The sequence below is a fragment of the Pseudomonas tehranensis genome (genome assembly GCF_014268615.1).
Classification (GTDB): domain Bacteria; phylum Pseudomonadota; class Gammaproteobacteria; order Pseudomonadales; family Pseudomonadaceae; genus Aquipseudomonas; species Aquipseudomonas tehranensis.
Map to the genome: position 1 here is coordinate 1 of NZ_JABWQV010000281.1, position 5,840 is coordinate 5,840.

General features: G+C 62.5%; 5 protein-coding genes. 1 reads left to right on the top strand and 4 read right to left on the bottom strand.

Annotated features, from left to right (window positions below):
* Positions 1-55: 55 nt before the first annotated feature.
* The 4 genes from HU811_RS23990 to tam all read right to left on the bottom strand — a co-directional run bounded on the left by HU811_RS23990 (position 56) and on the right by tam (position 4,909).
* The gene (locus HU811_RS23990; protein WP_186658441.1) at positions 56-1,879 is read right to left on the bottom strand and encodes a glycoside hydrolase family 15 protein; all 1,824 of its coding nucleotides are present in this window, start codon (positions 1,877-1,879) and stop codon (positions 56-58) included.
* On the bottom strand, positions 1,872-2,672 hold the full coding sequence (locus HU811_RS23995; protein ID WP_186658442.1) for an SDR family oxidoreductase: 801 nt from the start codon (positions 2,670-2,672) through the stop codon (positions 1,872-1,874). Before HU811_RS23995 ends, HU811_RS23990 begins: the two co-directional genes overlap by 8 nt.
* Before the next feature lie 266 nt (positions 2,673-2,938).
* Positions 2,939-4,072, bottom strand: coding sequence for a cupin-like domain-containing protein (locus HU811_RS24000; RefSeq protein ID WP_092456583.1), 1,134 nt, complete (start codon positions 4,070-4,072; stop codon positions 2,939-2,941).
* A 66-nt stretch (positions 4,073-4,138) separates the two neighbouring features.
* A complete protein-coding gene (tam, locus tag HU811_RS24005) occupies positions 4,139-4,909 on the bottom strand; it encodes a trans-aconitate 2-methyltransferase (RefSeq protein ID WP_186658444.1) in 771 nt (256 codons plus the stop codon).
* Positions 4,910-5,056: 147 nt separating this feature from the next.
* Between tam and HU811_RS24010 the strand changes: the two genes are divergently transcribed.
* A complete protein-coding gene (locus tag HU811_RS24010) occupies positions 5,057-5,791 on the top strand; it encodes a thioesterase II family protein (protein ID WP_186658446.1) in 735 nt (244 codons plus the stop codon).
* Positions 5,792-5,840 lie beyond the last annotated feature (49 nt).

A 5,840-nucleotide genomic window follows, 5' to 3' on the forward strand; every position in this document is an offset into this window, starting at 1 on the left:
GAGCGGGAGCAAGCTCCCTCGCCACAAAAGATTTATTTTCATTCACACGCACAACTCACGGCTGCCAATGGGTTTTGTCCCCACTCAATTTGCGGTCCAGAAAACTGGCGGCGCTGATCAGTGCCAGATGGCTCAACGCTTGGGGGGTGTTGCCCAGGTGGTAGCCGTGGCTGTCGAACTCTTCGGCATATAAGCCCAGTGGATTGGCGTAGCGCAGCAACTGCTCGAACTCCAGCTGGGCTTTTTCCACGCGGCCGGCGCGGGCCAGGCATTCGACGTACCAGAACGAGCAGGCGACAAACGAACCTTCGGTGCCACTAAGCCCGTCGATGGGGCTGTCGTCGTTGCGGTAGCGGTACACCATTCCGTCGCGCACCAGGCTTTTTTCAATGGCATCAAGGGTTGAAAGCCAGCGCGGGTCGCGGGCGCTGACGAAGCGCACAAGTGGCATCAGCAACATCGAACCGTCGAGGGCGGTGCTGCCCAGGCGCTGGATGAAATGCTGCCGTTCCTCGTCCCAGAAATTTGCCCATATGTCTTCGTAGATGGCCTGTCGGGTTTGGTCCCAGCGCGCGAACGGGGCGGGCAGGGAGCGTTTTTCGGCCAGGCGGATGGCACGGTCGACGGCGACCCAGCACATCAGGCGCGAATGCAGGAAGTGTTGCTTGTCGCCGCGCATTTCCCAGATGCCCACGTCCTTGTCCTGCCAGATTTCGCACACCTGATCGACCACGTTGACGGTGTGCTTCCAGCCTTGATGGGAAATGGCTTCGCCGTACTTGTTGACCAGGTACACCGCATCCATCAGCTCGCCAAAGATGTCCAGTTGCACCTGTTTGTAGGCGAGGTTGCCGATGCGCACTGGCTGGGCATTGCCGAAGCCGCTCAGGTGCGGCAACTCGGTTTCCGGCAGCTCCTGCCTGCCATCCAGGCCATACAGGATGTTGAGCTTGGTCGGCTGATCGCAGCAGTCGCTGACCCGGCCCCGCAGAAAACGCATGTAGGCGTTGGCTTCTTCAACGAAGCCCAGGCGCATGAACGCGTAAACGGTGAAGGACGCGTCGCGGATCCAGGTGTAGCGGTAATCCCAGTTGCGCTCGCCGCCACGGGTTTCCGGCAGGCCGAAGGTCGCGGCGGCGAGGATGGCGCCGTGTTTGCGCGAGGTCAGCAGTTTCAGCGCCAGGGCGGAGCGGTTGACCACCTCGCGCCAGCGCCCGCGATAATTCGATTGGCCAATCCAGCCGCGCCAGAACGCCAGGGTTCGTTCCAGGCAGAGGGCGCTGACGTCATCCTGAAGTCGTGGGTCGTCGATACCGCCCAACAGGAACTCGGCAGTCTGGCCCTCTTCCAGGGTGAACTCGGCCTGCGCCGCGTTGCCGCTCAGCGTCATGGCCTGATCGGAACACAAGCGCAGGGTCGGTTGTTGCGCGGCTTCGAAGAGGACGTGATCACCGTCCCGGCGCGCAGTGGTCGCTGCTCGCGCATAGTCGTGGCGCACCGCGCAGCGCATGCGAAAGGTCGCTTGGCCGACGGTCATGTGCACTTTGCGCATCAGCACCGGCAAATCATCCTCGCTGTCGCTGATGGGTAGCATGTCGGTGATCTCCACCACCGCACCGTCACTCAGCCAGCGGGTTTGCAGCACGTTGGTATCAGGCAGGTAGATCTGCTGGCGACGGGCGTGGGGCAGGTCCGGGGCGAGCTGGAAGATGCCCGCTTCGGGGGTGTCCAGCAGCGAGCAGAAAATCGATGGGCTGTCGAATTCCGGCCAGCAGAAAAAGTCGACGCTGCCTCGGTCATTCACCAGCGCAGCACTGCGCATGTCGCCGATGATGCCGTGGTTCTCGATAGGGCTTTGTGGTTCGTGATCGTTAGCCATTGCCGCGAAACCCCGGATAAAGGCTCATCCCGCCATCGATGAACAACGTGGTGCCTACCACATAATCGGACAAGTCCGACGCCAGCCAGACCACCGCGTTGGCGACGTCTTCCACATCGCCAATACGACCGTAAGGGATCAGCTCCAGCAGTTTTTGCTCCTGCTCACCCTCGGTGGCCTCGCGGTTGATGGCGGTGCGGATCGCGCCGGGCGCGATGCCGTTGATGCGGATGCGCTGGTGGCTGGTTTCCTGGGCGAGACTCTGCATCAATAGATCGATGCCGCCCTTGGACGCGGCGTAATTGGCGTGACCCGCCCAAGGGATGCGCTGATGCACCGAGCTCATGTGGATGATCTTGCCCGCGGCCCGGGAGACGCCTTGGCGAATGCCCTGCTGGTTGAAAATCCGCAGTGCAGCGCGCGCGCAGAGGAACTGACCGGTCAGGTTGACGCTGATCACCGTGTTCCAATCCTCCAGGCTCATGTCGACGGCGGCGGCGTCTTTTTGCAGGCCAGAGTTGGCGACCAGAATGTCCAGCGTGCCAAACGCATCCAGGGTCTGGGCGAACAACCGTTCGACGTCTTGCTCTTTCGATACATCGGCACCGATAGCGATGGCCTGGCCGCCGTTGTCGTTGATCTCGCGGGCCAGTTCTTCGGCCGGGCCGGCGCTGGAATGGTAATTGAGCACCACGGCGGCACCGGCCGCCGCCAATGCCCTGGCCGAGCCCGCACCGATGCCGGAACTGGCGCCGGTGACCAGGGCAACCTGGCGGGCGAGGGATATCTGCATGGTCTAGCACCTTGAATGGAGGGCCTTACCTGCTGACTGGTATGAGGTGCGTGGAGTTCATTTGGGTGAAGCGATCTTCACGATGGAATGACGCGCCACCCATGGCGAACACAAAACCTGTGGCGAGGGGATTTATCCCCGCTGGGGTGCGAAGCGCCCCCGTTCAAACTGTCTGGCACACCACAGTTGCCAGGTTTTGGGGCTGCTGTGCAGCCCAGCGGGGATAAATCCCCTCGCCACAAGGGCAGCTTGCCTCAAGTCAGCTCTCACCAACCCCGCCCCGAATTCACCCAGAAATTCACCGACAACGAAGTGGACACCGACTCCACCTGATGGAACCAGCCTTCGGGCAGGAACAGTAGATCCCCGGCCTCCAACGTCACCCGCAGGAAGGTCACATCACGGGCGCGGGGGAAACGCTGGTAGTCCGGCGCATCCGGGTTGAAATCACAACCGTCCAGTCCGCCTTGGGGCGCTGTGGACCAGGTGCCAAGGGCTTCGCGGTGATGGGGCGCAGCAAGGGTGAAGGTCTTCTGACCCCAGACCTGGGCGAATAGATTGTCGGTGTCGTCGCGGTGCAGTGGCGTCAGGGTGCCTTTGGGACCGATCCAGATGCGCGGTGGAATGAACAGCGACGGGTCGAAGTAGGCCGGGTATTTGATCTGCTCCATCAACTGCGCCGGCAGGATATTGTTGCCCATGTAGGCCGGCGGTTCGCCATCGGCGCCCTTGACCGCCGGGCTGTCCAGGGAAGCAATGAAATCGGCCATGGACGTTGAGCGAAAATCCCGCTCGGTGGAGAAGGTTTTCTTCACGTAGTCGCCGTGGCGGGTGATGCCTTGTAGCTCGGCAAAATGCACCAGGGATTCTTCGCGGCTGAGCTTGAACAACGGCCAGTCCTGCAAGGCATCGCTGATCACCACCGGAATGCCGTGAGGCAGGTAGCGCGCGCGAAACTCCTGCACCGACAGCTCGCTGCGCGGCCGACGTTCCACGCTGCGTTGGGTCGGCAGGCTGGCGGTGAGCTTTTCGCTGAAGCGCGGCGGGGTGGGGTAGCGCTTGTTCATGTCGACCTTTTCCACCGCGCCACCGCCATGGCGGGCATGCTCGATGATCTGCGGCAACAATGTCGCCAGACCCATGTTGCCGCCGATCTTCAGGCGTCCGCTGGCGAACAGCTCCTCGACATTGGCCATACCGGCCATGATCCCGAGAAAGTCTTTTTCCGCCACTTCGATGGTCACGTCGGGGCTGCTGTGGCGACCGGCCTGGGTGCGGCTGCTGGTCTTGACCTCGGACCAGTACGCCTGCTGGGGGCCGAACACGAATTGGAAAACACCTTCGATACCAACGGCGCCGGCGTTGGCGAACAGTTTGCCCAGGATGGTTTGCAGGTCCACGGCGGTCACTCTTGTGGGTTTTAGTCTGAGCAGGTAACGAGGGCCGGAACCGGAAATTTAACCCTCCTAGCGGGTTGCGACCATGAACACACGAGGAAATGGCAGCAGGACCGTTCCATCGTCCAGGGCTGGATAAGCCTGTTCGACGGCGTTGAGGTACTGCTCCAGGTATTGCCCGCGTTGGACCTCATCCAGCGGCTCGAGAAACGGCCGCAAGCCGCTGCCCTTGAACCACTCCACCACGCCAGCGGCGCCTCCGGCCAGCGGGTGATGGTAGGTGGTGCGCCACACATCGACGCGGGCGCAATGGGGCTTGAGGATCGAATAGTACTGGCTGGCATCGGCCACTTCCGTGCGCGTATCGGCCGCTCCGGCCAGTTGCCTGGCCCAGGGCCCGTTGGCGGCGATTTCTCGCATCAAGCGGTGGGACGGCTGGTGCAGCGTGTCGGGCATCTGGATCGCCAGGCTGCCACCCTCGGCCAGTTTGTTTACCAGTGACGGCAGCAGGGTGGCGTGGTCTGGCAGCCATTGCAGCACCGCGTTGGCGAAGATCACGTCAAAGGGGCCGGGTTCGTCCCATTGGCCGATGTCTGCGGTGTCGAATGCCACTTCGGGCAGGCGCTGGCGGGCGGCCTGTATCATGTCGCTGGAGCTGTCCAGGCCGCGCACCGTGGCCCCGGGAAAGTGCTCCACCAACAATTCTGTGGAATTGCCGGGGCCGCACCCCAGGTCGATCACCGAGCGTGCCTGCCCCGGCGGGATGGCGGCCAGCAGGTCCCGGGCCGGGCGGGTGCGTTCCTGTTCAAACGTGACGTATTGCTTGGCGGACCAGCTCATGGTGCTCTCCTGTGGAGTGGATCTGACCGAGATGCTCGCCAGTATAGGGGCGCCTGTGAAAGCATGGGGGCCATCCCGCGACGCTGACTAATTCGCCGTGTTGCCACTTCGTTATCTTTCATACACGACCGATCGGAGAAAACCGCAGTGACCCAACTGACCCTGCTGTGCCTGCCGTATTCCGGCGCCAGCGCGATGGTTTACAGCCGCTGGCGGCGCAAATTGCCGCAATGGCTGCACCTGCAACCGGTGGAGTTGCCGGGGCGCGGGGCGCGTTTCGGCGAGCCGCTGCACACCGACATGGGCCCGCTGGCGATGCAACTGGCCCGGGAACTGCTCCCCACGCTCCAGGCTCCTTATGCGCTGTTCGGCCACAGCCTGGGCGCGCTGCTGGCCTGTGAAATCGCCCATGCCTTACGCGAATTAGGTTGCCCGGAACCGGTAGCGCTGTTCGCCTCGGGCACCGCGGCGCCGACGATGCGCGCTGATTACGACCGCGGTTTTGCCACGCCGAAAACCGATGCCGAATTGATCGAGCAACTGCGCACCCTCAATGGCACCAGCGAAGAAGTACTGGCCAATGAAGAACTGATGGCCCTGACCTTGCCTGTGCTGCGGGCGGATTTTCTGCTGTGCGGGCGCTTCGAGCCGCGAACCCGAGCGCCGCTCAAATGCCCGGTGCACGTACTCGGTGGCACCACCGACAAGGCCAGCACCGAGCAACTGATCGGCTGGAGCCGGGAAACCTCGGGCAGCTTTTCGGTGGACATGCTGGCCGGCGGTCACTTCTTTATCCATGAGCACGAGGCCAGGGTGCTAAGGCTGATCAAGGATCAGTTGAGCGTGCATCATCGGCGGCATGGGTTGGCAATCAGCGCCTGATGCACTGATTCACAAACAATCTGCTTTTGTGGCGAGGGAGCTTGCTCCC